We start from the raw sequence: 22,097 nt of genomic DNA, 5'->3' as shown, positions 1-22,097 counted from the left end.
TTTCGCGAACTGGCCTCGCCGGTTAGGTCGTGGCGCCGAGCAGGGCATCGGCGTGGCGCAGCGCCGCCTCTGTGGTGCCCGGGCGGGCCGGCAGGAGCGGCAGTCGTACCGCGGCGGTGGGAATGCGGCCGTGCGCGTGCAGAACCGCCTTGACGACGGTCGGGTTGGGCTCGGCGAACTGCGCCGTCGACAGGACCGCGAGACGGCGCCCGATCGTTCGCGCCCGGCCCACGTCGCCGGTGCGTCACGCGTCGGCCAGCTCCACGGGATCAGACGATCCCGGTCCCGACAACAACCGAGCTCAACACGGAACTGTGCGCCCTCGGCGACGTCGTGGACTATCGCAGCTACCCCGACGCCAACCACGAGAGCGTGCTGAGTGCCGCGTACGGGGACGTGGCCGCGTGGATGCGCGACAGACTGCAACGGCTCCCGGCCCCGTCGACCTGCCCAGCCCCTGTCACCCCGTGACGGCGTGGTGCACACGATCGAGCTGTTGGTGCCCCGTCACCTGGCTTCGTGCGACACGCCGGCCGCCTCTGACGGGGGACCGGCTGCTGCCGGCTCAAGATCGGGTACGAGTGCGGAGTCCTGGCGGCGGGGTAGCAGCAGCGGGCTGGCGAGGATCAGCAGTCCCACGACCGTGACAGCCGTGCGGGGGCTGGTGGCGTCGGCAAGCAGTCCGCCGAGCGCGCTGAGGATGGCGATCGAGGCGCTGCTGCCAATCGACCAGGCCGACAGGGTGCGGGCGACGCGGTCTTCCGGGGTGTGCTCGAGTCGATAGGTGGCGAGTACCGGGTTGTACAGGCTCATGCTGATGATGATCGCGAGCTCGACAGCGATCACCGTCGCGATGCCGGCGGGTCCGGGCTGGACGAAGGCGAGGCCGATCAGCCAGACCGCGCGCAGCGTACCGACGGTACGGAGGATCCGGTGTTGGCCATACCGCGCCACGACACGGCGGGCAAGGCGTGAGCCGACGAGTCCGCCGAGGCAGGGGGCGGCGAAGGCGAGGCCGTACTGCCAGGGTGCGAATCCGAGCTGGCCGAGCAGAAGCACGGCCAACAGCGGCTCCGTGGCCATGATCAGTCCAGCGACGAACAGGTGGTTGACGTAGAGCGCCCGCAGGCCGGGATGGGTCAGGAGATGCCGCCAGCCGTCGAGCAGCTCGCCGGCCCGGACCCGACGCCTGTCGGTTCGCCGCGGATCTTCCTCTCGGCCGCGAATCGCCGTGATGCCCAGCGCGGAGAACAGATAGCTGAGCGCGTCGGCCACCACGCTGGTCACCGGTCCGAACAGGCCGACCGCCGCGCCGCCCAGCGGCGGCCCGACGGCGATGGAACTCCACGTCGTCGACTCGAACCGCGCGTTGGCCACGAGCAGGTCATCCGGCCGGACGACGGTCTTGAGGTAGGCGCCGCTCGCCGCACTGAAGGCGATCTTGCCTGCAGCGACCACGGCCGAGACGGCCAGCAACTGGACGAAACTGAGCCGGCCGAACGCGTAGGCGACCGGGATCGTCATCATGACCGTGAACCGGGCCAGGTCCATCGCGATCATCACCGGTCGCTTGCGGCGAAACTCCATCCACGGCCCGAGCGGCAACGCGATCAGCGCACCCACTGCCGGCCCCACCGCTGCCAGCGCGGACACCTGCGCGGGGCTGGCATGCAACACCAGCACGGCGATCAGCGGCAACGCCCCGAACCCCAGGCCCGAGCCGTAGGCGTTGACCGCGTAGGCCGCCCACAGCCATCGGAACTGCCGGCCCAGGGACCGTCCAACCATCAAGCTCCGCACCTTCCGCTGCGGACAACCTGCCGTTGACCGCAACGATCAAAGCAAGGCCGGGAAGACGGATCAAACAACGGAGCGGGTGGCGAGCCACAACTCTCTGTTGCGCGGGTAGGGTTCGCCGCGTGGATCTCGTCGCCGTGCGCACCTTCGTCGCCGCCGCCGACGGCGGTCAGTTCCAGGAAGCCGCCGCCGCACTGTCGATCACCCAGCAGGCCGTCTCCAAGCGCATCGCCGCGCTGGAGAACGACCTGCACGTGCGCCTGTTCACCCGTACGGCCCGCGGGGTGCAGCTCACGATCGACGGCCAGGCATTCCTGCCGCACGCCCGTGAACTCCTCCGGGTGGCGCAGCGGGCCGACGCGTCCGTGCGTCCCGGCCGGCGCGCCCTACGCGTCGATGTCGTCAACCGGCGGATCGCCCCGGCGGTGCTTCTGCAGGACTTCTACCGGCTGCACCCCGGGATCGAGCTGGATGTTGTCACCCTGAATGCCGACGTCGACGCCGCAATGGCCGCTGTCGAGGCCGGGACGATCGACGCCACCTTCCACGCGGTCACCGTTCCCGCGCAGCGTCTGCCGGGCTCGATCAGGACCGCCCGAGTGATCGACGACCCGCACCAGGTCCTCGTCGGACCCGGCCATGCGCTCGCCAACGCGCGGGCCGTCACTCCGGCTCAACTTGCCAGACATCGAATCTGGATGCCCGGCATGGCCCCCGGAACCGAGTGGGCCGACTACTACGACGAACTCGCCGCTGCGTTCGGGCTCACGATCGACGTGGTGGGGCCCATCTTCGGAAACGAGGCTCTGCTGGCTGAGATCGCTGACTCGTCGGAACTGGCGACCCTCGTGGGCGAAGGCTCGCGGTATCTGTGGCCGGACAGCTACGACCTGCGGCGCATACCGGTGCGTGATCCGACGCCGGTCTACCCGATGTCGATGATCTGGCGCGGCGACAACCCGCACCCCGCGCTCGCCAAGCTTCGCGCCTACCTCGACTCCAGACGAACGGAGGCACCCGGCCCCGAGGTCTGGCTACCGAGATGGGGACGGCGATCGGCCTCACGGTTGTGAGCCGGCAGCGGTAGAGGATCACGAGTACATCAGGTGCAGCGTCATCCCGGCGTCGGCGTGCGCCAGGTTGTGGCAGTGGTTGGCCCACGTTCCGGGGTTGTCGGCCCGGAACGCCACCTCCCAGACGTCGCCGGGGCGTACGTCGAACGAGTCCAGCCACAACGGACTCCCGGTCGCCGGCTTTCCGTTGCGGGACAGCACCAGGACGTGATGTCCGTGCAGATGCCACGGATGCACGAACTGCGATCGGTTCACGATCGTGAACTTGACGACGTCGCCGAGGCGTACGACCTGGGGCGGGATGTCCGGATCGGCCGCGCCGTTGACGGTGTGGGCGTACCGCGGAAGCAGTCCGTGCAGGTCGAGGCCGCGGTCGAGAACGAGGGTGAACTCCTTGTCGAACCGGGACCACGGCACCGGAGAAGCGGAGCCGTAGGTGAGCGGATCCAGCACCGGCCACGCGTCGGTCGTCGCCGACACCGGTCCGGTCAAGTAGACCGCCCGTCCGTCGACGAACAGTGCCACCGGCGTGGCGGGCGCGGTGAGCACCAGGTCGTAGCGTCCCCCGGCCGGGACCAGCACGGCGGTGTCCACGAGCGACGTCGGCCCCTGCAGGTCGGATCCGTCGATCGCGGCGACCCGGAACGGGGTCCCGGCCAGGGCGTACCGGTGCGTCGTGCTGTCGGTGTTGATCAGCCGCAGCCGCACGGGCACCCCCGCCTCGACCGGCTCCGTCTTCGGTGCGGGCAGCGGAAGGCCCTCCAGCGTGTGCACCGGCACCGTGACGTCGACGCCGGTGACCGGCGCCGGGCGCACCACCAGGACCCCGTAGAGGCCCCTCCGGACGCCGACGTCGGATACGGCATGCGTGTGGTACCAGTACGTCCCGACCTGATCGGCGCGGAACCGGTAGACGAACTCCTGGCCGGGCAGCACCGCCGCCTGCGTCACACCGGGCACCCCGTCCTGACTGTTCGGCACGTCGTACCCGTGCCAGTGCAGCGTGACGCCGCGAGCGATGTCACGGTTGCGCAGCGTCACCTCCAGCACGTCGCCGACGGTGGCGGTCAGCTCCGGCCCGGGAACCTGCCCGTTGAAGGCCCACGCCGCGACGTCACGGCCGCTCACGCTCACCGTGGCGGTCCCGGCCGTCAGGGTGAACCGCCTGGTCGGTTCGCCCACGGTCCGCGCATTCCGATATTCATGATCGTGTGGTACGGCCGGAGCAGCGTCCGGGGTGGCGGCCAGCCCGGTTCCGGTCACCAGCGCCGCGACCGCCACCGCGAGGGCGGCCCGGGACACCGTCCGGGACGGGCGCCGGCCGAGGACGCGCCACGAGACCGCGGTCGCCGCGAGGACCCCGGCGACCGCGAGGAGTCCCGTGCCCGCCGACGCCGGATAGCCGTGCAGGACCGTCACGAGCAGGGCGCCGCTTCCGGCGTACCCGGCGAAGAGAAGCGGGACCGCGACGGACCGGATGTCGCGCGGGGTGCGCAGCAGCCGCGGCCCGGCGACGACCACTGCCGCGAGCGACAGTGGGGCGGCGATGAGGGCCTTCTCCGCCGCGAACCACCAGCCGGCGCGGGCGAGCGCGGTGATCGTGATCGCGCGGGCGACCGTGGCGAGCAGTGCGAAGGGGGCCAGGCCCAGTGCGAGCGGACGGCGCCGGGCAACCGACGCGGCGCCGCCGCCCAGCCACCCGGCGGCCGCGAGGACCGCGATCACGAGGTCGGCCGCGAGCAGCGAGCCGGTGTTCATGCCGGCTCCCCTTCGCGGACGGTCACGGGGTCGGCGCCGGCCGGCGCCGGGCGGGCCAGCTTTCGCGCTGCCTGGGCCACGCCGACCACGACGTGCGCCGCCACGATTCCGTTGATCGCGTGCAGCCCGGCGATGGTCAGGCCGAACGGGGTGCTACCGCCCGCGACGTCGGTGGACGCGTTCGCGAGCATGGCGATGAGCGCCTGCACGACGACGAGGCCGAGCGGCAGGACCGCCAGTCCGACGAGCCGGCCCGGCGCCTTCGCCAGCACGGCGAACAGGATGGTGAGCAGGGTGAGAACGGGGATGACGGCCGTCCCGTTGACGCTGTGCAGGGCGTAGGCGCCGTCGCCCGCGGGTTTCGTGAACGCGCCCACGGCGGCGAAGACGAACTGCAGGACGAACGAGGCGAGCAACAGAGTGCTGACGATGACGAAAGCCTTGCGCATGGTCATCTCCTAGAGACGGGACGGGGTCAGTGCCCGGGCGACGTGATCGGTGGCCGTGATCGCGCCGTACGCGACCAGCCGCACGAGGTCGGCGTCGGCCGGATGGGAGAGCCGCCAGAGGGCGACGTCGCCCGCGCTGATCGCGCTGGGCGCGAACGCCGCCAGCAGCGCGATCCGCGTCCCGATGCGGTCCGTGCCGGGCACGTCCCGGACCAGATCGACGGCCCAGTCTGCGGGCCGGGCCGGGAGTTTTCCGTCCTCCCAGCGCACGGTCGCCGTGACGGTCTGGCGGGCCACGTCCCCCAGGAGGTCCCCGCCTTGCAGGGCGGCGTTGCGCAACGACGCGTACGCGACGCCGACCGGGCTGTCCCCGGCCCAGGCCGGTGGCGCCGTCGAGTCGGCGTCGAGGAGCGATAGGCTGCGGCCCGGCTCCCTCCGCTCCCGGGCCGTTCTGGCGTAGAGCCGGCCCCCGACCGACCGCACCGCGTGCGAGCGCTGCAGGCCGCCGGGCAGCAGATCCGGCTCGAGCAGCGCCGAGACGATCCGGTTGATGAAGTGGAAGGCGAGCAGGGTGCCGGTGACCTCAGGGCCGTACGGGCTGGTCCAGGCGGCGGCCTTCGGGCTGCGGCTGGCCTCGGCCCAGCCGGCGAGTTCGGCGTGCCTCGGCTCCGGTGGCGTCCCACCGCGGGCGATGACCTCGGCCAACTCGTGCTCGCTCAGCGCGTGCAGCAGCATCACGTGGGCGTCGACGCAGAACCGGCAGCGGTTGGCCCGGGACACCGCCGACGCGACGAGCTCGCGGTCGACCCGGGACGCGTCCCCGGCGAGCAGGGCCTCGCGCATCAGCGCCCAGGTCGCGGCCAGCACCTCCGGCACCGCCGAGAGCGCCTGGAAGGTGGGCACCGGCCCGAGGAACTCGTCCCGCAGCTGCCGGTAGACCTCCGCGGTGAGACCGGTCGCGGCCAACGCCTTCGCGGGGGTGAAGAAGCGGTATGTCATGGGCTCGATGCTTGCCTCGGCGGGCCGGGAAAGCGTCGTGCGGCCGCAGGCACTTGCCCGGCCGCCGATACCGCGTCCGCAGTACGCCTCATCTACCGCGGACGGGGGATGCTCCCTGATGACGGCCGTTCTACAGTTCGATCATGCGCCGCGATCTGCCGTACGCCCTCGGCGGCCTCACCCTCGGCGTCTTCCTGCTCGGCAACGCCGCGCTCGCGCCGGACGCCGCACCGGTCCGGCCGGTCGACGTCGCCCTGGTCCTGGCCATGGCGGCAGCCCTGGCGGTGTGCCGGCGGTACCCGGTCGTGGCGTTGATCGCGGTGACCGCCGCCATGCTGGCCCTCCACGTCCGGGTGCACCCCGGGGTGTCCGCCTCGTTCCCCGTCCTCGGCACGGTCTACGTCGCCGCCTGGCGCGGGCACCGAGCGGCCGCCGCCCTGGCCAGCCTCGTCTTCCTCGGCGCCTTCCTGGCCCGCGACATCTCGATCGCGCCCGCCGACCGGCCCGGCCAGCTGATCGCCGAGCGGACGTCCCTGCTGCTGGGCTGGTTCGTGGCGGCCAACGTCGCCGGGCTCGTCGCGCGGCAGCGCCGGGCGTACCTGGAACAGGTCGAGCAGCGGGCGATCGAGGCCGAACGCACCCGCGAGGAGATGGCGTTGCGTCGCGCCGGGGAGGAGCGCCTGCGCATCGCCCGGGATCTGCACGACTCGCTGACCCACAGCATCTCCGTGATCAAGGTGCAGACCGGGATCGCCGTGCACCTGGCCCGCAAGCACGGCGAGGAGCCGTCGGCCGTGCTGCTGGCGATCCAGGAGGCCAGCGGCGCCGCTATGCGGGAACTGCGGGCGACGCTGGCCGTCCTGCGCTCACCCTCCGACGGGGACCGCGTCGGGCTGGCCCGGGTGGGCGAGCTCGCCGAGCGGACCCGGGCCGCCGGCGTACCGGTTGACGTGACCGTCACCGGTCAGCCCCGGGACCTGCCCGTCGAGGTCGACCAGGCCGGGTATCGCGTAGTCCAGGAGGCCCTGACCAACGTGGCCCGCCACGCCGGCCCCGCCACCGCGCGGATCCACGTCGAGTACGCCCCGGCACAGCTGACCGTCTCGGTGACCGACGACGGCCAGGCGTCCTCGGTCCGCCCGCTGACACCAGGCGTGGGCCTGCGCGGCATGCGGGAACGGGTTACCGGACTCGGCGGCATGCTGCACGCCGCCGCCCGCGACGGCGGCGGGTTCGCGGTACGGGCCACGTTCCCGCTGGACGGTCCCGCATGATCCGGGTCCTGCTCGCCGACGACCAGGCTCTGATGCGGGCCGGATTCCGGGCCTTGCTCGACGCCGAGGACGACCTGGAGGTCGTCGGCGAGGCCGCCGACGGCGCTTCGGCCGTGCAGCTGTCGCGACGCCTGCGGCCGGACGTCGTGCTGATGGACGTGCAGATGCCGGGACTCGACGGCATCGAAGCCACCCGGCGCATCGCCGTCGATCCCGACCTCGCCGCGGTCCGCGTCCTCATCCTCACCAACTACGGGCTCGACTCGTACGTGTTCGCCACACTCCGCGCGGGCGCCAGCGGGTTCCTCCTCAAGGACGCCGACCCCGCCGACCTGCTGCAGGCGGTCGCCGTCGTGGCTCGCGGCGACGCGCTGCTCGCCCCGGTGGTCACGCGTACGCTCATCAGTGAGTTCGTCGCGGGCCCGCCGCTGGCCGACCCGGCGGCCGGACGCGACGTGCTGACCGCCCGCGAGCAGGAGATGGTCGAGCTCGTAGCCCGGGGGCTGAGCAACGACGAGATCGCCGAGCGCATGGTGATCAGTCCGTTGACCGCCAAGACACACGTCAACCGGGCGATGACGAAGCTGCACTGCCGCGACCGCGCCCAGCTGGTCGTGTGGGCGTACGAGTCGGGGCTGATCACGCCGCGTCGCCGGTGACACCCCATCGTCGTGCTGGGCGGCCGATCGACGGTAGCGTGCCTGTCATGAGTGCGGACACCTTCCGCTCGGTGGAGATCGAGCGCACCAGCGTGGGGAAGTACGTCGTGCGGAACGTCCGTGGCGGATCGATGTCGATGGGCACGGGCGAGGACGGCAGCTTCACGCCGGTGGAACTGCTTCTGGCGGCCATCGGCGGCTGCACTGCGATAGACGTGGACCACATCACCAGCCGCCGTGCCGAGCCGACCCAGTTCTCCGTCAAGGTCACCGGCGACAAGATCCGGGACGAGGCCGGAGGAAACCGGATGCAGAACCTCAGGGTCGAGTTCACCGTGACGTTCCCGGTGGGCGCGGACGGCGACAGCGCGCGCGAGGCGCTGCCCCGGTCGCTGCAGCAGTCGCACGAACGGCTCTGCACCGTCTCCCGTACCGTCGAGTCTGGCACTCCCGTCGAGATCATCGAGGCTGGCGGTTCTCGCGGGGACTGAGGTCTCGTCCGCGGTGGCTGCGGTTCGAGGCGTGACGTGCGGTGTCACTCCGTTCCGCTCGGGTAGTCCGTTCCATGGCGTGCGGACGGATCGCGGAGCACGGCTTCCTGGCCGATGGTCGCAGCGCGGTGCTGGTGGACCGCGCCGGGTCGGTGAACTGGTGGTGTCCCGCCCGGTTCGACGCCCCGTCCGTGTTCGCCCGCCTGCTCGATGACGACGCCGGGCACTGGGTGATCCGTCCCGAGGGCAGGTTCAGCACGGAACGTGCCTACCTGACCGATACGCTCGTGCTTCGAACCGTCTTCACCACCGCGACCGGCAGCGTGGCGGTGACCGACGCGCTGGCCCTCGGACCGGGGGCGCGAGGCCATGAGGTCGGGCTGCAATCGCCGAGGGTGCTGGCCCGGGTGGTGCGGGGGCTCTCCGGCGAGGTCCCACTGCGGATGCACTACCGGCCACGGTTGGAGTACGGCCGGATGGTGCCCCAGCTGGTGCAGCAGGACGACGCGTTGGTCGTCACTGCCGCGTCGACGAGGCTGGATCTGCGCACGACCATCTCACTGATGTGCGAGCTCGGGGAGGCGTTCGGGTCGTTCACGGTACGGGCCGGCGAGACGCAACACTTCACCCTGGGGTACGCGCCGGCTTACGACGCCGAGCCGCCGGCGGTGCTCGACGCCGAACAGGCGATCGACAACGCCGTCGAGGGTTGGCGCTCCTGGATGGGCCTGCACGACTACCGTGGCCTCTACCCGGAGCAGGTGCGACGCAGCGCGCTGGTGGTGCAGGGCATGACCTACCGGCCCAGTGGTGCGGTGGTGGCCGCCCCGACGATGTCCGTGCCCGAGGAGTTGGGCGGCGAACGCAACTACGACTACCGATACGCCTGGGTACGCGACTTCAGCTTCACCCTCGAGGCGCTCTGGCGCGTGGCCTGCACCGACGAGCTCAGCCTGCACGTCGGGTGGTTGGTGCGGTCGATGGGCATGAACGAGGGCATAGTGCCGATCATGTACGGGGTCGAGGGAGAGCGGGACCTCACCGAACACCACCTCGACCACCTGGCCGGCTTCGCCGGCAGCCGCCCGGTACTGGTGGGCAACGACGCCTGGCGGCAGCGGCAGAACGACGTGCACGGTGAGCCGCTCGCCGCCGCCTGGCTGATGCGGGAGTTCCTCGACCCGATGCCGCCGGACATCCGCCAACTGCTGCGCGCGATGAGCGAGCGGGCCGCGCGGGACTGGCACCTGCCGGACGCCGGGATGTGGGAGGCACGCGACGCCGAACGCCACTACGTGTCATCGAAGGTGCAGTGCTGGACGGCGTTGGACCGAGCCGTCCGCTTCGGGTCCCAACTGGGCTCCGAGGCGGACGTCGCCAGGTGGGCGGCGGCGCGGGACGAGGTGCGGCGAGCCGTGCTGACCCGGGGCTGGAGCGACCGGCTGTCGGCCTTCACCGGGGCGTTCGACAGCGATGAGCCGGACGCGTCGGTGCTGCTGATCCCGTTGGTCGGCTTCCTTCCCGCCGACGATCCGAGAGTGCGTTCCACCATCCGGATGATCGAGGAGAGGCTGTCCAATAACGGCTTGCTGCGCCGCTGGGAGGGCGACCCCGCCGGCTTCCTGATCTGCTCCTTCTGGCTGGTCAGCTGCTTGGCGTTGGCTGGCGAGCGCGACCGGGCCGGGCAGCTTTTCGAGCGGCTCGCCGGGCGGGTCAACGACCTGGGCCTGTTCGCCGAGCAGATCGACCCGGACAGCGGGGAAGCCCTGGGCAACTTTCCTCAGGCTTTCTCGCACATCGGCCTTATCAACGCCGCCGGAGACCTCGGCGACGTGGACGCCGGGCGCCACATCCTTCCGCCGGCACCGGAGCGATTCATCCCCGCTCCAGAGGGCGGTCGGTGAACGACCACCGCGGGTGAACGGTGCAGAAGTTCTGGCCCGTCGTCGTGGGTGTGCTGGTCGGTATCACCGGCGCCGCGGTCTGGGCGCTGGCCGCGGCCATCTATCAGCCCTTCATGCAGCCCCACGGCTTTTGTGCCGACAGCACCACGGGTCAGACGTTCCGGAGTTGGGCGGCAACAACACGTACTGGCCCGGGACACCCGCCAGTTGGCGATCCTGCTGGCCTTCGCCGGAGTGATCCTCATCTGTCGCGCCCGCGTCCGCGGCGTCGTCGCTGGCGCGATCGCCACCATCGGCTGGCTCGGCGCGGACCTGTGGCTGGACCGCGTCGACGTGGCGGGGCGCTCTGCCGCGACCTGGCTCGCGGTGGGTGGTGTCGCCGTCTTCGCGGCGGCCGCCGTCGTCGCTGCCCGGGTTTCGGGGGGACGAGCCGGAAGCCCTCCGGCCCGGCATCTCGCGCCGAGAGCGTCGAACAGTTGCTCTACCGTCCAGTCGGGGTTGCGGTGGAAGTGCTGGTCGATGCGCCCGCCGAGGCTGTAGTCGCCTCCGCCAGGAGCGCCGATTCCACCACCGTTGCCGAGCACGAACAACGCGTCCAGCAGCGCCCGGAACCGCTGGTAGTGGTCGAGCAGGTCATCCCAGCGAGGGCGCGGGCGACCTCGCGCCGCGCCCGTTTCGGGATGGACGGGTGCGGCTGCCCAGCCCAGACCAAGTCCTGGAGCTTGTTGCGGGTCCGCGACGTCACCGATCAGGCGGGCGGCGCCGGAGGGGCCGATGCCGTGGAGGTCCTGCAGGCTGCTGCCGGTGGTTGCGACGAGCTCGGTCAGTTCCTTGTCCGCGGCCTTGATCTTCTGGTCGACCTGGACCAGCTCGGTGATCAGCTCGGAGGCGAGCCGGCGGCGGGTGCGCCCGACCAGATCACGCGGCCGGATCGTGTTGAGCAGCAGGGTCCGGGCCTGCAGAGCGGACAAGAACTTCTTCGCCCCACCGGGCAGCAGTTCCAGCAGCAGTTTGTGGATGCGGTTGAGCAGGTCGGTGCGGGCGTGGCCGAGGCCGTCGCGGCGGTCGACCAGCAGCCGCAGCGCAACGGTCACATCGTCGATGGTGACCTTGCGCTTGCCGAAAACCTCGTCCACGCAGGTCACGCAGCATGCTGGTACTCGTGGAGGATGCCGCCGAGGCGGTCGCGTCTTCGTATATCGAGGCGGGCGATCTTGTTCGGGTCGGCGACCTGCGCGGGCAACGGGTACAGCGGGCGTGCGTTGGCGGTGCCTTGGTGGGGCCGGTGGGTGTTGTAGAAGTCCTCGAACTCCCTCAGGGCGTGGAGGAGATGCCGCTGGTTCCAGATCAGGGTGGGGTCGAGCAGTTCGCGGCGGCAGGTCTGCACCCAGCGTTCCATGAGCGCGTTCGTTCTCGGCATCCGGACGCCGCCGAGCACGACGTCGATGCCCGCGTGTTTGAGAACGGCGTCGAACAGGGTCGGGAACTTCCCATCGCGGTCCCGGATCATGAACCGGGCGCGGTGGCCGGCGTCCTCGAGGTCCATGACGAGGTTCTTTGCCGCTTGCGCCACCCATGTGGCGGTCGGGTGCGCGGTCGCGCCCAGGACCCGGATGCGTCGGTTGGCGTGCTCGATCACCGCGAGCACGTACATCCGCGCTCCGGTCAGGGTGACGGTCTCGAAGAAGTCGCAGGCGAGCAGGGCGTCGGCTTGGCAGCGGAGGAAGTCGGCCCAGGTGGTGGAGGTGCGCTCGGGCGCCGGGTCGATCCCGGCATCGTTGAGGATCGCCCACACGGTGGAGGCGGCGGTCTTGATCCCTAGGACGAGTAGTTCGCCGTGGATGCGGCGGTAACCCCAGCTGGGGTTCTCCCGGCCCAGGCGCAGCACCAGGGCGCGGATGGAGCGGACGGTGCGTGGCCGGCCCGGCCGTTTTGGCTGGGCCTTGGCGGCGTGGCGGCGCGCGAGGAGGTCGCGGTGCCAGCGCAGCACCGTGTCCGGGCGCACCAGCAGCCTGAGCCGATGGAGCACGCCCAGCGGAGGCCGGTGTAGCAGGGCGGCCAGGAACGCTCGGTCGCTGGGGGAGAACCGCGGCCGGGTCTTGCCCAGCTGTCGTTCCAGGACCGTGATCTGGTGGCGCAGCGCCAGGATCTCTACGTCCTTGTCCCGGTCGCTCATCGGAAGCAGCCGCAGTAACGCGAACGCGTTCGTCACACCGAGATAGGCCGGCCGAAGCAGCACAGCCGATCATCATGCCGCGGGTGGGAGAGGCAGTCGGGAGAGGACCCGGCTACTGCGGCCGCCATCATGGTCCGCTTACAGCTGGTCCCACCTGGGCGGATGAGGTTTTCGGCAAGGGCAGCCTTCCACGAGACCGCCAGTGAGCCACGGCACGGCGGAGGAGACAACAAACCAGAAGATGAACCGCCCGGCGTGTAGTTGCGCCTGGCGGCCGTGGAGCGCGGACGCCAGGAAGAGGCCTCGGCCAACGTGGATCGCCACGTACGCGCCCACGAACACCATGGCGTGGTCGGAGAAGGCTGCGGGCAGTGCGGCAGCCATCAGGATGGTGCCGAGCATGACCCAGAGCGTCATGAGAAAGTTGGGCGGCCGCTGTGGATGGTAGAGGTCGGTTGCCAGTGCGGTGACGGACCAGACCCACCAGATCGCCATCAGCAGCACCAGGGTTTGAAAAATGCCGCCCCAGTCGAGATTCCTGACCAGCGTCTGTGAAGTCAGAGCGAGTGCGGCGACGAATACCAGATCAAGAAGCAACTCCAGCAGGGTCGTTCGCTGCGGACCCTCGCCCTTGCGCGCCAGCCCCACCGCTCGGTCGGTCGTCACCGGCTGCCCGCTCTGGTCGAGCGCAGGCTAGCGGGAATCGGCGGCACCCTTCGGTGGCGAAATTTCGCCGGCCGGATGAACTCGGACGCGGCCACACCTAACAATAACGGCGCTAATCGGCCTAATAGGATGAAATGCGCGCCCGCGCTGCGGAAGCTGGACAACGGAGCGCTCCGTGGTTTGACCGGTGGCGTAGGGTGAGGGACGCAGTAGCTGCCCTGGTCCCTGGCGGTGCCCCAACCCGCAGGCACACCACCAGGAGCATCGGATGCCTGTCCCACGCAGCTACGTCCTGCCGGGTATTGAGTCCGTCAACGATCTCGTCAAGCGGATCGCCGACCGCGACCAGGCCGCTTTCCGCCGTTTCCACCGTCGTCTCGTCCGCGCGGTCTTCGCCCAGGTGTGTGAGAGCCTCGGCAGCCCGGCGCTCGCCGTGGCGGTGACCCGGGCGGTGTTCGTCGAGGTGTGGCGGCTCGCGCCGATGCCCGCCTCCCGCCAGCTCGACGGCACCGCCTGGGTGACCGCCATCGCCGCTCGCCGGGCCGCAGACCGGCTCCGCGGGATCAACGGCCCTACGCCGACCCTCGGCACCGCCTATGACGATCTCCTCGGTCGTGAACTCGCCGTCGCGCTGGGAACCGAGCCGCCGGCACACGCCAGAACTTCCTTCCACACACCGACCGACTGATTGACTGCCTGCCGCTTGCCGCCAACTGACTCGCGGCTCGCTGCCAGCCGTCGTCGCCACACAGCCCATCCCGGGTTTGGCGAGCACCCGGGTCGTAGCCGATCCCACCGGTGCCGACCCGGTGACCGGGGGGCACCGGGCGGGTGCCACGTCCGGTCAGCCCACCGGTATCGGCGTGGCCTCGGGATCGGGCTCGCTGGTCACGCGTCGCACGTCCGGCATCGTTACGGTCTCCGAGGCCCGCGGCCGGGTCGCGACGACCGGCGCCGGCATGCTCGCGGCGGGCGTGACGCGGTCCAGGAAGCGCAGGAGTTCGACGGGGAACGGCATGACGAGGGTGCTGTTCTTCTCGGCGGCGACCTCCACGACTGTCTGCAGCAGTCGCAGTTGCAGGGCGGCGGGGTCGGCGGCCATGGTGGCGGCGGCCTGGGCGAGTTTGGTGGCAGCCTGGTATTCGCCGTCCGCGGCGATGACCCGCGCGCGGCGTTCGCGTTCGGCCTCCGCCTGGCGGGACATGGACCGCTTCATGGATTCGGGCAGCGCGACGTCCTTGACCTCGACACGTTCGACCTTCACACCCCACGGTCCTTCGGTCGGTGTGTCGATGATGCTGGTGAGTTCGGAGTTGAGCTTGTCCCGGTCGGAGAGCAGTTCGTCGAGGTCGGCGCGGCCGATCACCGCGCGCAGCGAGGTCTGGGCGACCTGGGAGACGGCGTAAAGATAGTTCTGCACGTTCACCAGAGCCTTGACGGGGTCGACGACGCGGAAGTAGACGACCGCGTCGACGCGTACGGAGACGTTGTCGCGGGTGATGCCGTCCTGGGCGGGGACGCTGAGGGTGGTGATCTGCAGGTTGACCTTCACCAGCCGGTCGACGCCGGGGACGATGAGGGTCAGTCCCGGGCTGCGGCTGCCCTCCTGCACCCGGCCGAAGCGGAAGACCACCCCGCGTTCGTACTGCTGGACGACGCGCACCGCTCGGGCGGCGGTGATGATGCCGATCGCCACGATCGCGATCACGATGGTTGTCTCCAGAGCGTTCATGCGGGCACTCCAGTGCGGGGACGGGTGGTGGATTCGGCGTGGCCTCGGTGGATTCCGTCCGACGCGGGGCTGCCGCCCTCGTTGTCCCACACCGCGTACGCGTCGGAGCTGGTCGTCGTTGTCGCGTGCGGGGTCGGTCCGGTGGTGAGGATGTCGGGTGCGTGCCTGAGGTTGGTCGGGTCGGCGGCGGTGGCCATGGCCCGCTCGGCTGCCTCGGGTGTCGTGCCGGGTGGCACGACGAGTAGGTCGACCTGGACGTCGCGGCCGGTGGTGGCGACCAGCAGGGCGGGGTCGAGGGTGTCGAACCAGCCGATCCGGACCACGTCCGGTCCGACCGCCAACCGGCGGATCCGGCTGTCCCAGGTGTGGATGTTGAGCATGATGTGCCGGATCCGGCCATGCCGTTCGGTCAGGGCGAGGACGAGGCCGGGGAGTTCGGCCACCGGGTCCCAGGAACGCGGCCACCATCCGCCGTCCAGGACCGTCCGGCCCCTGGTGGGAGCGAGGGACAGTCGGGGCCGGGAGGGCGGCGACGGGGGGATCACGGTGGTGGGCATGGCTCACCTGTCCCGGCGGTACGTGCGCGGCGGCGTAACGCGGGCGGTGCCGGTCACCGTCGGGGAGAGCGGACCGGGCCTGGGTCGGGCGTCGGGGTTTCCGGCGGGACGGCGTTGGAGCATCCGGAGTTGCACGATGCGGGCGGTGCCGGGGAGGGCGACGAGCAGGATCCCGAAGACCGCGGCCAGCAGCAGGGCAACGCCCATGGGCAGGTGCCCGTGCGCGCCGAGGAACGACACCTCGGCACGCTGGCCGTTCTGCAGTACGAAGATCAGGAGCAGCAGGAGCACGAACGCGAACACCACGGCGGCGACCCACAGGCCGCCCATCCGCGAGCGTGCCGTCGCCGGTCGGTCCGGCGTGGGGCGGGACGCGGTGTCGGTGCCGTCGTGGCCGTTGATCGGGGGAGCCGGATCAAGATGGTTCTGCGGTGCGGTCATCACAAACCGCCGCCTTCCAAGGAGCAGCTGACATGCCTGAATGCCGTGGGGAGCCAGCGCAGGCATGGGCGATGGCGGGCGTGTGACGCGGTGTCCGAGTCCGGAACGCCGGTGCGATGGGATGGGCCGGGCCCAGGGGGCGCACGAGGAGGCCGGCGACGTGGCCAGTTGATGTCGTGCGTCGGGCTGCCAACACGGTGACCTCGATCGGTGGGGTGCGTCCGCCGGCGGCGAACTGTCAGCCACCGGGGTCCCGAGCGACAACTATCATCGTACGCTTCTGCGGTCCCGGCGGCGATCGTGTCGGCGACCGCCTTGGCGCCCCGCGCCGCCCGCCGCCAGCCAGGAGTACGGTGAGAGCGTCGCCCTGGACCCCGGTCAGCCGCACGGTATGTGTCCGCTTCGGACGACCCGGGTCGGAGCCAGTCTTGGACGAGCGAATCAGCGGGACCAGTCCCCGCTTCCGAGTCGCTTCTCGCACCCGCGTGCCTGTGCTCCGACTGACCGCGTCCGATTGTGGTCGCGGGGCCGATCCCGGTACGGCGAACCGATGAACTTCGATCGCAGGATCCGGCTGTGGACCCTGGTCGTGGACGTGGCCCGGGGCGGGACGGTCGCGGTCGAGCACGTCTGCGCCGCGTCGGTGGCGGTCGCCGGCGTCGACTCTGCCGCTGTCGCGGTGACGCTGCGCGCCACCCCACGCGAGGTGTTGTGTACCAGTGACCGGACCGCGTCGGAACTGGAGGACCTGACCCTCACCCTCGGTGAGGGTCCGTGCGTGGACGCGATCACCGGCGGCCCGCATCTGGTCGCCGATCTGGCGGCGCCGGAGTGCCTGGCCCGTTGGCCGGTGTTCGCCCCGGCGGCGGTGCTCGCCGGGGTCCGTGCGGTGTTCGCGCTGCCGCTCCAGGTCGGCGGGATCCGTCTCGGTGTACTGGACCTCTACCGTGCGCGGTCTGGCGGACTCGACGGCGAGCAGCTGGCCGACGCCCTGGTGTTGGCTGACACGGCGTGCGCGGTGCTGCTCGATGGCGCGCGGCCGGACCGGGACGAGCGTTGGCCCGAGCAGGCCGGTCTGCAGCATCCCGAGGTGCACCAGGCCACGGGGATGGTCACGGTCCAGTTGGGGGTGACCGTGGCGGTGGCGCTGATCCGGTTACGCGCCTTCGCCTTCTCCCACGGCCGGCGGCTGCGGGATGTGGCAGGTGACGTGGTTGCCCGCCGGCTGCGTTTCGACTCCACCGACGACGCGTGCGACGGCGGGGCCGGGTGAGAGTCCGACTGCGGCCGTCGCGAGGCGGCGGCGCCGACCACGGCCCCGTACCGCCGGAGAGTCGGCGGGACTATCGTACGACGAGGGTGAGTGACATGGGCGAGAGCCAGCTGGCGGACGTGTTCGTGGAAATGGCCGACACTCTCGTCGACGATTTCGACGTGATCGAGTTCCTGCACGTGCTGACCGAGAGGTGTGTCGAACTGCTGGGTGTGTCGGCGGCCGGGCTGCTCCTGACGGACCAGCGGGACACGCTGCAGGTGGTCGCCGCCTCCTCCGAACGCACCCGACTGCTGGAGCTGTTCCAGCTCCAGACCGACCAGGGTCCCTGCCTGGACTGCTTCCGTACCGGTCAAGCGGTGTCGGTGGTCGACCTGCCAACCGCCAATCGCTGGCCAAGGTTCACCGCCGCCGCGGCCGAGGTCGGCTTCGCTGCGGTGCACGCCCTGCCCATGCGCCTGCGCTCCGAGGTCATTGGCGCGCTGAACCTCTTCGATGTCCAGTCGGGGGCCCTCGACGAGCGCAGGCTGCGCATCGGTCAGGCGCTCGCCGACGTGGCCACCATCGGACTGCTGCAACAGCGCGCCATCCACCGGCGTGACATCCTCGCCGAACAGCTGCAGACCGCACTGAACAGCCGAGTCCTGATCGAGCAAGCCAAGGGGGTCCTGGCCGAACGCCTTCGGGTGGACGTGGGCGAAGCCTTCGCGCTGCTGCGCGACGGCGCCCGCAGCCGCAACCGGCGGCTGTCCGAACTGTCCCAGGCGATCGTCGACGGTTCCGAGCAGTTCGCGCCGGGACCGGCCGTCAACCGGCCCGGCTGACGACCGGCCCCGGGCCCGGGCCCCGCTGAACAGCCGGCTCCCGGTAGTGCTGCCGGCGGAGGGTGCCGATCCGCGAGATGAGGCGTACGGTGGGCATGTCGCCCGGGTCCCCGGTGGCCGCCAGTCTCGCCGCCACCAGCCCGTAAGGGGCGTTGAACAATGGTCACCCCCATCGCGACAGCGACGGCAGTTTTCCCTCCTCCGCCTCCGAACGCGGTAACGGGGCACAGCGAACAACTGCTGCGTCGACGCGCGGCCCTGACCGCCAACGATCCCGACCGCGCGCGGCTGCGAGCCCGGATCATCGAGGCCAACCTGCCGATGGCCGGTCGACTGGCCCGCCGCTACTCCGGTCGCGGAGAGCCTTACGAGGACCTGGCACAGGTCGGCGCGCTCGCCCTGATCAGGGCCGTCGACGGATACGACACCGACCGAGGGACGCCGTTCGCAAACTACGCCATCCCGACCATCCTCGGCGCCATCCGGCGGCACTTCCGTGACACGGCCTGGGCGATCCGGGTGCCGCGCGCAGCCCAGGAACTGAATCACCGGGTGCCCGCCGCCCGGGGCGAGCTCGGGCAGCAACGGGGTCGCCAACCGACTGACGGAGAGCTCGCTGACCACCTGGAGGTGACCGTCGCCGAGCTCCTGGCCGCCCTCGTCGCCTCCGAGGTCTACCGGTTGCCGTCGCTGAACGAGCTACAGCCCCGGACCAATGACGTCGAGCGCATCGCGCTCATCGGCGCCGTCGATCCGGGATACGCCGCCGTGGACGACCATATGACACTCCGGCTGATCCTCGCGGCGCTTCCCCCGCGTGAGCGTCGGATCCTGACCATGCGGTTCTACGGCGACCTGACCCAGGCGCAGATCGCCAGCCGGGTCGGGTTGTCACAGATGCACGTCTCCCGGCTGCTGAAGCGCTCCCTGGCCCAGGTCAGGGCCGGGATGCTCAGCTGACCGGTCATCCTTCCGGACCGCTCAGGCACCAGGGCCGGATGGTCGAGATCACCAGGAGAGGGTGTCATGGCCGTTCGTCCGATCGCCGCGACCGGGCCTTCCCCCCGCGTCAAAGGGGAATCCGTCCCCTCAACATTCGGTGTACGGGTCAGGCGGGCCGGCGACGTCCGCGCGCTCCGTATGCGGGTGTTCCTCCTGGTGACCGTCCTGCTCCTGCCCTTGGTGCTCATTACGGTGTTCGCTGACCGCTGACCCGTCTCAGGGGGTCACCTCGGTGACGCCCGGTACCCCGGGCCGGACCGGCGTAGCCTGGGGTTGTCCCAGACTCGACGACATTCCACATCTGAGGCGCCCGCCACGCCGGCTCCGCCCCCTGGGGATGCCACGTCCGTACCGCACGATTCGCCGGTCACGGTGAGAGCTCGAAGGCCCGCCGCGCACCTCGGCGCCCCGGTGATGGGGATTCGACCAGCGCCTCCACACCGCTACCCGGTGACCATGACCGTCCCGAACGGCTTCACAAGGAGGCAGACGATGAGGATCGCCAAGCACAGGATCGTTGCAGCCCTACGCGAGCGCGGCCAGCAGGCCAGGGCCGACTGGGTCGAGCGCGAGCTGCCGGAGCGGGTGGACTCCGACAAGCACGTCGGGCTGCTCGCGACCCTGCGTCTTGATCCGGCCGACCTCGCCGAGGCGACATCCCCGTGAGAGTGGCTCTGCTCGGGCCGGTCGCCTGGCGGACACCCCCGTACCACTATGGCCCCTGGGAGCAAGTGACCGGCCTGCTCGCCGAGGGGCTGACCACACGCGGCGTTGACGTGACACTCTTCGCGACGCTGGACTCGGTCACCTCCGCCTCCCTCGACGGTGTGTGCCCCCGCGGGTACGCCGACGACCCGAGCATGGACGGCCGGGTGTGGGAGGCGATGCACGTCTCGCACGCGATGGCCCGCTCGGCGCAGTTCGACCTGGTGCACAACCACCTCGACTGGCTGCCGCTGGCCTTCGCCGAGCACTGCCGCGCTCCGCTGCTCACCACCGTGCACGGCTTCTCCGGTGCGGGAATCCTCCCCGCCTACACCAGGGCCCGCTCGTCCTACGTGTCGATCTCCGACGCCGACCGGATCGCCGGACTCGACTACGTCGCCACGGTGCACCACGGTGTCGACCTCACCGGGCTGCCGTTCACCCGGGACGCCGGCCCCGGACTGGTCGCCTTCGGTCGGATCCATCCCGACAAGGGCATCCACACCGCCATCGAGATAGCCCGGCTCGCCGGCCGGCCCCTGACCATCTGCGGCATCGTGCAGGACGAGCGGTACTTCACCGAACAGGTGGCCCCGCACATCGACGGCGATCAGGTCGTCTTCCTCGGCGCGGTGGGCCCCCGACGACGCGCTGAGATCCTGGGCGCCAGCACCGCCCTGCTGCACCCGATCGCCTTCGACGAGCCGTTCGGCCTGTCGGTGGTGGAGTCGATGGCCTGTGGCACGCCGGTCGTGGCGTACGCGCGGGGGTCCATGCCGGAAGTCATCGACGACGGTGTGACGGGATTTCTCGTGCACACCGTCGAGCAGGCCGTCGACGCCGTCACCCGGGTCACCGGCCTCGACCGTGCCGGCTGCCGGGCCCGGGCCCGGCAGCGCTTCGGCGCGGACCGGATGGTCACCGACTACCTGGCCGTCTACGACGACCTCACCCACCGACCGCAACGCTGAACCTGCTGAACGACGACGATCCCTGACGAATCAGGCCCCGCTCGATCCCGGTTCACCCCGGCCAGGTCCCGCACCCGCGGTGGCCCGGCCTCGAACCCGTTCCGCCGGTCACACACGCTGGCCGGCGTGCGCCGTCACCGCGTGAGGTCCGCCGCCGGTCCCCTGGCGGCGGCCGACAACCGGAAGGCCCAACACCCATGCCCAGCTACGGTTTCCTCAGCACCCACCCACCGACCCGGTGCGGACTGGCTACCTTCAACTCCGCCCTGGCCGCCCACCTGACCGCCGACGGCACGCGCGGTGGCGTCGTGCGGGTCACCGACGGAAGCGACGACCAGCGCGCCCTGCCCGGGGTCGTGCACACCTGGTGGGCGCGCACCCCGGCCGGCTGGCGGGAGGCCGCCGCCGCCCTGAACACCTTCGACGTAGCCATCGTCCAGCACGAGTACGGCATCTACCCCGGTAGGGACGGGGAGGACGTTCTGCCGCTGCTGCGCCGGCTCGCCGTGCCGAGCATCGTGGTCCTGCACACCGTGCTCCGTCAGCCCTCCGCCCGGCAGAAGTCCCTGCTGGAGCAGATCGTCGCCGCCGCCGGGGCGGTCGTCACGATGACCGATACGGCCCGCGACCGGCTGCTCGTTGGCTACACCGTGGACCCGGCGAAGGTCACGGTCATCCCGCACGGCGCCGCCGACCACGTCGGCGTAGCCGCCCCGCGGCGCACCCGCCCGCACCTGCTCACCTGGGGGCTGCTCGGCCCCGGCAAGGGCATCGAGTGGTCGCTGCGGGCTCTCGCACGGTTGCAGGACCTCGACCCCACACCTACCTACACCGTCGCGGGCCGGACCCATCCAAAGGTGATCGAACACCAGGGCGAGGCGTACCGGGCGGGCCTGCACCAGCTCGGTGCGCAGCTGGGCGTCGCGCACGCCGTGGATTACCAGGCGGTCTACCACGATCAGTCCGCGCTCAGCGCGCTGATCCGCTCCGCCGACGTGGTCGTGCTGCCATACGACTCCCGTGAACAGGTCACCTCCGGCGTTCTCATCGAGGCGGTGGCCGCCGGGCTTCCCGTCGTGGCCACGCCGTTCCCGCACGCCGTCGAGCTGCTCACCGGCGGCCCTGGTCTGGTCGTACCCCATCAGGATCCGGCGGCGCTGGCCGCGGCGATCCGGCGGATCCTGACCGAACCGGGTTTGGCCGCCCGGCTGGCCGGCCACATCCGGCCGCTGGCCGCGCAACTGCGCTGGCCGGCGGTGGCGGCCCGCTACGGCGCCCTCGCGGCGCGGCTCCTCGCCGCCCGCTCGCCCGCGGTCAGCGCGGCGTCGGCGTGACCGCGACCGCCG

The 22,097-nt window shown here is 71.0% G+C and carries 21 protein-coding genes and 1 pseudogene; 12 read left to right on the top strand and 10 right to left on the bottom strand.

The features are described 5' to 3' along the window. Positions 1 to 22: 22 nt before the first annotated feature. Together OG799_RS15715 and OG799_RS15710 are read right to left on the bottom strand one after the other, a co-directional pair. On the bottom strand, positions 23 to 232 hold the full coding sequence (locus OG799_RS15715) for a hypothetical protein (protein ID WP_406045770.1): 210 nt from the start codon (positions 230 to 232) through the stop codon (positions 23 to 25). Between the two features lie 275 nt (positions 233 to 507). Beyond that, a complete protein-coding gene (locus OG799_RS15710) occupies positions 508 to 1,800 on the bottom strand; it encodes an MFS transporter (protein ID WP_406045769.1) in 1,293 nt (430 codons plus the stop codon). A gap of 119 nt (positions 1,801 to 1,919) precedes the next feature. Here OG799_RS15710 and OG799_RS15705 point away from each other — a divergent pair, with 119 nt between their 5' ends. After that, positions 1,920 to 2,870 (top strand): LysR family transcriptional regulator, encoded by a 951-nt coding sequence (locus OG799_RS15705; RefSeq protein ID WP_406045768.1) that lies wholly within the window; start codon positions 1,920 to 1,922, stop codon positions 2,868 to 2,870. A gap of 18 nt (positions 2,871 to 2,888) precedes the next feature. Here the strand turns inward: OG799_RS15705 and OG799_RS15700 are convergent, their stop codons facing one another. The 3 genes from OG799_RS15700 to OG799_RS15690 are packed head-to-tail and all read right to left on the bottom strand — an operon-like array spanning position 2,889 to position 6,076. After that, positions 2,889 to 4,628, bottom strand: a complete 1,740-nt coding sequence (locus OG799_RS15700) for a multicopper oxidase family protein (protein WP_406045767.1) — start codon at positions 4,626 to 4,628, stop codon at positions 2,889 to 2,891. Then, positions 4,625 to 5,077 (bottom strand): DUF6220 domain-containing protein, encoded by a 453-nt coding sequence (locus OG799_RS15695; protein WP_406045766.1) that lies wholly within the window; start codon positions 5,075 to 5,077, stop codon positions 4,625 to 4,627. The genes OG799_RS15700 and OG799_RS15695 overlap by 4 nt, the downstream gene beginning before the upstream one ends. Before the next feature lie 9 nt (positions 5,078 to 5,086). Beyond that, the gene (locus OG799_RS15690; protein WP_406045765.1) at positions 5,087 to 6,076 is read right to left on the bottom strand and encodes a carboxymuconolactone decarboxylase family protein; all 990 of its coding nucleotides are present in this window, start codon (positions 6,074 to 6,076) and stop codon (positions 5,087 to 5,089) included. A 143-nt stretch (positions 6,077 to 6,219) separates the two neighbouring features. Here OG799_RS15690 and OG799_RS15685 point away from each other — a divergent pair, with 143 nt between their 5' ends. From OG799_RS15685 to OG799_RS15670, 4 genes are all read left to right on the top strand, one after another. Continuing rightward, the gene (locus tag OG799_RS15685) at positions 6,220 to 7,350 is read left to right on the top strand and encodes a sensor histidine kinase (protein WP_406045763.1); all 1,131 of its coding nucleotides are present in this window, start codon (positions 6,220 to 6,222) and stop codon (positions 7,348 to 7,350) included. Then, positions 7,347 to 8,009, top strand: coding sequence for a response regulator (locus OG799_RS15680; RefSeq protein ID WP_406045762.1), 663 nt, complete (start codon positions 7,347 to 7,349; stop codon positions 8,007 to 8,009). Before OG799_RS15685 ends, OG799_RS15680 begins: the two co-directional genes overlap by 4 nt. A gap of 71 nt (positions 8,010 to 8,080) precedes the next feature. Beyond that, a complete protein-coding gene (locus OG799_RS15675; RefSeq protein WP_406045761.1) occupies positions 8,081 to 8,500 on the top strand; it encodes an OsmC family protein in 420 nt (139 codons plus the stop codon). 74 nt (positions 8,501 to 8,574) lie between these two features. Further along, positions 8,575 to 10,404 (top strand): glycoside hydrolase family 15 protein, encoded by a 1,830-nt coding sequence (locus OG799_RS15670; protein WP_406045760.1) that lies wholly within the window; start codon positions 8,575 to 8,577, stop codon positions 10,402 to 10,404. Positions 10,405 to 11,545: 1,141 nt separating this feature from the next. On the opposite strand, the gene OG799_RS15665 is transcribed toward OG799_RS15670, so the two are convergent. Both OG799_RS15665 and OG799_RS15660 read right to left on the bottom strand, forming a co-directional pair. Beyond that, positions 11,546 to 12,643, bottom strand: a complete 1,098-nt coding sequence (locus OG799_RS15665; RefSeq protein WP_406045759.1) for an integrase core domain-containing protein — start codon at positions 12,641 to 12,643, stop codon at positions 11,546 to 11,548. 75 nt (positions 12,644 to 12,718) lie between these two features. Beyond that, entirely contained in the window at positions 12,719 to 13,246 is a 528-nt protein-coding gene (locus OG799_RS15660) for a low temperature requirement protein A (protein ID WP_406045758.1), read from the bottom strand. A gap of 268 nt (positions 13,247 to 13,514) precedes the next feature. On the opposite strand from OG799_RS15660, the gene OG799_RS15655 reads away from it, so the two are divergent. Continuing rightward, the gene (locus OG799_RS15655; RefSeq protein WP_406045757.1) at positions 13,515 to 13,934 is read left to right on the top strand and encodes a hypothetical protein; all 420 of its coding nucleotides are present in this window, start codon (positions 13,515 to 13,517) and stop codon (positions 13,932 to 13,934) included. A gap of 202 nt (positions 13,935 to 14,136) precedes the next feature. Here OG799_RS15655 and OG799_RS15650 read toward each other — a convergent pair. The 3 genes and pseudogenes from OG799_RS15650 to OG799_RS15640 form a co-directional block, all read right to left on the bottom strand. Continuing rightward, a pseudogene (locus tag OG799_RS15650) lies at positions 14,137 to 14,978 on the bottom strand (SPFH domain-containing protein); the annotation flags it as partial. Then, positions 14,975 to 15,535 carry a DUF5994 family protein gene (locus OG799_RS15645; RefSeq protein ID WP_406045756.1) on the bottom strand — a complete coding sequence of 187 codons (561 nt, stop codon included), beginning with the start codon at positions 15,533 to 15,535 and terminating at the stop codon, positions 14,975 to 14,977. The pseudogene OG799_RS15650 and the gene OG799_RS15645, both read right to left, overlap by 4 nt. Positions 15,536 to 15,538: 3 nt before the next feature. Continuing rightward, the gene (locus tag OG799_RS15640; protein ID WP_406045755.1) at positions 15,539 to 15,976 is read right to left on the bottom strand and encodes a lipopolysaccharide assembly LapA domain-containing protein; all 438 of its coding nucleotides are present in this window, start codon (positions 15,974 to 15,976) and stop codon (positions 15,539 to 15,541) included. A gap of 550 nt (positions 15,977 to 16,526) precedes the next feature. Here OG799_RS15640 and OG799_RS15635 point away from each other — a divergent pair. The 6 genes from OG799_RS15635 to OG799_RS15610 all read left to right on the top strand — a co-directional run bounded on the left by OG799_RS15635 (position 16,527) and on the right by OG799_RS15610 (position 22,085). Then, positions 16,527 to 17,249 (top strand): GAF and ANTAR domain-containing protein, encoded by a 723-nt coding sequence (locus OG799_RS15635; RefSeq protein WP_406045754.1) that lies wholly within the window; start codon positions 16,527 to 16,529, stop codon positions 17,247 to 17,249. 95 nt (positions 17,250 to 17,344) lie between these two features. Then, positions 17,345 to 18,073, top strand: coding sequence for a GAF and ANTAR domain-containing protein (locus tag OG799_RS15630; RefSeq protein ID WP_406045753.1), 729 nt, complete (start codon positions 17,345 to 17,347; stop codon positions 18,071 to 18,073). Positions 18,074 to 18,232: 159 nt separating this feature from the next. After that, complete coding sequence (locus tag OG799_RS15625) at positions 18,233 to 19,033, top strand: SigB/SigF/SigG family RNA polymerase sigma factor (RefSeq protein WP_406045752.1); 801 nt, start codon at positions 18,233 to 18,235, stop codon at positions 19,031 to 19,033. Positions 19,034 to 19,567: 534 nt separating this feature from the next. Next, a complete protein-coding gene (locus OG799_RS15620) occupies positions 19,568 to 19,741 on the top strand; it encodes a hypothetical protein (RefSeq protein WP_406045751.1) in 174 nt (57 codons plus the stop codon). Then, positions 19,738 to 20,751, top strand: coding sequence for a glycosyltransferase family 4 protein (locus tag OG799_RS15615; protein WP_406045750.1), 1,014 nt, complete (start codon positions 19,738 to 19,740; stop codon positions 20,749 to 20,751). The genes OG799_RS15620 and OG799_RS15615 overlap by 4 nt, the downstream gene beginning before the upstream one ends. Before the next feature lie 197 nt (positions 20,752 to 20,948). Next, entirely contained in the window at positions 20,949 to 22,085 is a 1,137-nt protein-coding gene (locus OG799_RS15610) for a glycosyltransferase (RefSeq protein ID WP_406045749.1), read from the top strand. The last annotated feature ends 12 nt before the right edge of the window (positions 22,086 to 22,097 follow it).

Source organism: Micromonospora sp. NBC_00898 (assembly GCF_045207895.1).
Taxonomy (GTDB): domain Bacteria; phylum Actinomycetota; class Actinomycetes; order Mycobacteriales; family Micromonosporaceae; genus Micromonospora.
Note: the sequence above shows the minus strand (reverse complement) of the source record. Positions and strands in the feature narration are given on the sequence as shown.

Coding starts and splice junctions, on each gene's coding strand:
- OG799_RS15635 (WP_406045754.1), top strand. CDS start 16,527: ATGAACTTCGATCGCAGGATCCGGCTGTGGACCCTGGTCGTGGACGTG.
- OG799_RS15685 (WP_406045763.1), top strand. CDS start 6,220: ATGCGCCGCGATCTGCCGTACGCCCTCGGCGGCCTCACCCTCGGCGTC.
- OG799_RS15625 (WP_406045752.1), top strand. CDS start 18,233: ATGGTCACCCCCATCGCGACAGCGACGGCAGTTTTCCCTCCTCCGCCT.
- OG799_RS15640 (WP_406045755.1), bottom strand. CDS start 15,976: ATGACCGCACCGCAGAACCATCTTGATCCGGCTCCCCCGATCAACGGC.
- OG799_RS15695 (WP_406045766.1), bottom strand. CDS start 5,077: ATGCGCAAGGCTTTCGTCATCGTCAGCACTCTGTTGCTCGCCTCGTTC.
- OG799_RS15680 (WP_406045762.1), top strand. CDS start 7,347: ATGATCCGGGTCCTGCTCGCCGACGACCAGGCTCTGATGCGGGCCGGA.
- OG799_RS15700 (WP_406045767.1), bottom strand. CDS start 4,628: ATGAACACCGGCTCGCTGCTCGCGGCCGACCTCGTGATCGCGGTCCTC.
- OG799_RS15630 (WP_406045753.1), top strand. CDS start 17,345: ATGGGCGAGAGCCAGCTGGCGGACGTGTTCGTGGAAATGGCCGACACT.
- OG799_RS15670 (WP_406045760.1), top strand. CDS start 8,575: ATGGCGTGCGGACGGATCGCGGAGCACGGCTTCCTGGCCGATGGTCGC.
- OG799_RS15620 (WP_406045751.1), top strand. CDS start 19,568: ATGAGGATCGCCAAGCACAGGATCGTTGCAGCCCTACGCGAGCGCGGC.
- OG799_RS15645 (WP_406045756.1), bottom strand. CDS start 15,535: ATGCCCACCACCGTGATCCCCCCGTCGCCGCCCTCCCGGCCCCGACTG.
- OG799_RS15690 (WP_406045765.1), bottom strand. CDS start 6,076: ATGACATACCGCTTCTTCACCCCCGCGAAGGCGTTGGCCGCGACCGGT.
- OG799_RS15610 (WP_406045749.1), top strand. CDS start 20,949: ATGCCCAGCTACGGTTTCCTCAGCACCCACCCACCGACCCGGTGCGGA.
- OG799_RS15655 (WP_406045757.1), top strand. CDS start 13,515: ATGCCTGTCCCACGCAGCTACGTCCTGCCGGGTATTGAGTCCGTCAAC.